The sequence below is a fragment of the Intrasporangium chromatireducens Q5-1 genome (genome assembly GCF_000576575.1).
Taxonomy (GTDB): Bacteria; Actinomycetota; Actinomycetes; order Actinomycetales; family Dermatophilaceae; genus Intrasporangium_A; species Intrasporangium_A chromatireducens.
The window spans coordinates 1-2,549 of sequence record NZ_AWQS01000387.1 but is presented as its reverse complement, the minus strand read 5'-3'; the positions used below and the strand labels follow the sequence as shown (position 1 = coordinate 2,549).

The 2,549-nt window shown below is 67.1% G+C and carries 4 protein-coding genes; all 4 read right to left on the bottom strand.

Annotated elements, in window-relative coordinates; all coding sequences use genetic code 11:
* Positions 1–463: 463 nt before the first annotated feature.
* Positions 464–910 carry a 50S ribosomal protein L9 gene (gene rplI, locus N864_RS21390; protein ID WP_034722199.1) on the bottom strand — a complete coding sequence of 149 codons (447 nt, stop codon included), beginning with the start codon at positions 908–910 and terminating at the stop codon, positions 464–466.
* Between the two features lie 29 nt (positions 911–939).
* On the bottom strand, positions 940–1,176 hold the full coding sequence (gene rpsR / locus N864_RS21385; protein WP_034722198.1) for a 30S ribosomal protein S18: 237 nt from the start codon (positions 1,174–1,176) through the stop codon (positions 940–942).
* Positions 1,177–1,311: 135 nt separating this feature from the next.
* Positions 1,312–1,950, bottom strand: coding sequence for a single-stranded DNA-binding protein (locus N864_RS21380; protein ID WP_034722196.1), 639 nt, complete (start codon positions 1,948–1,950; stop codon positions 1,312–1,314).
* Positions 1,951–2,001: 51 nt separating this feature from the next.
* A complete protein-coding gene (gene rpsF, locus N864_RS21375; protein WP_034722194.1) occupies positions 2,002–2,289 on the bottom strand; it encodes a 30S ribosomal protein S6 in 288 nt (95 codons plus the stop codon).
* Positions 2,290–2,549 lie beyond the last annotated feature (260 nt).

The following is a 2,549-nucleotide window of genomic DNA, read 5'->3' as shown; positions in this document are numbered from 1 at the left end:
CACGCAGCAGGGGGCCCGCTGCTGCATCACATGCAGCAGGTCATCAGTCTGGGGCTGGGGGTGGCTGCCGGTGCACGAGAAAGGGAGTTGGCGCGCCGTGTCGTGGCGGATCGGGGTTGGCGACCACGAGAAGTGGAGTTGAGACGAGATCTCGTGGCACAGCGGGCCCGGACAAAAGAAGAACCCGCTCCTGCTGACCACGTCGCCGAACTCGGCCAGCAGGAGCGGGTGCCCTTGGACTCGATGACCCGACAGGGGGAGGTTGGTCACCGAGCCGTTCAGGAGCAACTCACGTGTATGACTATGGGGCACGAACCTGAAAGAACCCTGAACCAGCCATCCCAGTTTCCTGCCCTCTCCCGAACGCTCCGACAGGGACGGCAAAGGCCCGGTCCCCCAACGGGAACCGGGCCTTGCCCACGACCTGCTCACGAGGTCGCGTACTGCGTCGATCAGGCCTTCGTCAGGCCGGCACGACCTCGAACTTGACCGTCGCGGCGACCTCCGGGTGGAGGCGGACGGTCGCCTCGTAAGAGCCGACCGTCTTGATCGCGTGCTTGACCTCGATCTTGCGCTTGTCGAGCTCGGGACCACCAGCAGCCTTCACGGCCGCGGCAATGTCACCGCTCGAGATCGCGCCGAAGAGGCGGCCGGACTCGCCGGCCTTCGCCGGGACCTGGACGGACTGCGCCTCGAGGCGGCCCTTGACGTCCTTGGCCGTGTCGAGGTCGCGGATCGCACGGGTCTCACGGCCCTTGGTCAGGGCGTCGACCTGCTTCTGTCCACCCTTGGTCCACGGCGTGGCGAGGCCCCGCGGCAGCAGGTAGTTGCGGCCGTAGCCGTCCTTGACCTCAATGACGTCGCCAGCGCCACCGAGACCGGTGACCTCCTGGGTCAGAATCAACTTCATCGCAGCTTCTCCTTGCTTCTCTCGAGGGCTCAGCGAGCCGAGCTCGAGTAGGGCAGCAGGGCCATCTCACGGGCGTTCTTGACGGCCGTGGCGATGAGGCGCTGCTCCTGGACGGACACGCCGGTCACCCGACGAGCGCGGATCTTGCCGCGGTCGGAGATGAACTTGCGCAGGAGCGCGGTGTCCTTGTAGTCGATGTTCTCGACCTTCGCCGCCTTGAGCGGGTTGGCCTTCTTCTTGGGCTTGCGAATGGCGGGCTTGGCCATCGTGGTGCTCTCCTTTGGTTGAGAGCCCGGGGTTGCTGCCCCGGGATGGGTTGGTACTTGTCTGTATGCCGCTCAGCGGGTGAGCGGCGAATGCTGCGTGATCTCCGGGAAAGTGCCGACTGATCAGACCAGTGGTTAGAACGGCGGCTCGTCGTAGCTCGGGGCGTTGCTGCCCCAGCCACCCTGCTGACCGCCAGCGGGCTGACCACCGGCCGGCTGACCGCCGGACGGCTGACCCGAGCTCGGACCGCCGGGCTGACCCCAGCCGCCCTGCTGACCGCCGCCGGCCTGGCCCCAGCCACCACCGGACTGGCTCTGGCCGCCGGTGGCCCACGGGTCGTCGCCGCCCTGCTGGCCACCCCAGCCGCCACCCTGCTGCTGGCCGCCGCCGAAACCGCCGCCGCCACCGCGCTGCGTCTTGTTGACCTTTGCGGTCGCGCTGCGCAGGGACGGGCCGATCTCGTCGACGTCCATCTCGATGACGGTGCGCTTCTCGCCCTCCTTGGTCTCGTACGAACGAGACTTCAGGCGACCGGAGGCGATGACCCGCATGCCCCGCTGGAGCGACTCGGCAACGTTCTCTGCCGCGTCACGCCAGATGGAGCAGCGCATGAACAGCGTCTCGCCGTCCTTCCACTCGTTCGCCTGCCGGTCGAACATGCGAGGGGTGGAGGCAACGGTGAAGTTCGCCACCGCAGCGCCCGACGGCGTGAACCGCAGCTCGGGGTCGGCGGTGAGGTTGCCGATGATCGTGATGACCGTGTCGCCTGCCATACGGGGCTCCGTTCAGTCCGTTGGGGTGGTGAGGAGATCGCTGATGGTGACTCAGGCGCCGGGGCGCAGCAGCTTGGTGCGCATGATCGACTCGCTGAGGTTCAGCTGCCGGTCAAGCTCCTGGGCCGTGGCCGGCTCAGCCGTGAAGTTGACGACGGCGTAGATGCCCTCGGACTTCTTCTTGATGTCGTAGGCCAGCCGGCGACGGCCCCAGATGTCGACGTTGTCGACGGTGCCGCCATCCTTCTTGACGACCTGGAGGAACTTGTCCACCGTCGTGCCGACGGTGCGCTCCTCGGTCTCGGGGTCGAGGATGACCATGAGTTCGTACTGACGCATGCTTCTAACCCACCTCCTCTGGTCTCGGCGGTCGCGGGTCTTTCCCGTGACAGGAGGGTTGCAACACGTCCCGCCGTGGGGCCCGGGTCCACCCTTGCAGATGCGACCGACACGAGTCGGCGCTCATCCACAGGACGGGGGCACACGGCGAACGCCGCAAGCGTACCGGGCGCAGCGGCATACCCCGAAATCGGGCAAGCACGTCGGGAACTGGCCCTTCGTCGGAAAGTGGCCCTTCGTCGGGAACTGGCCCTTCGACG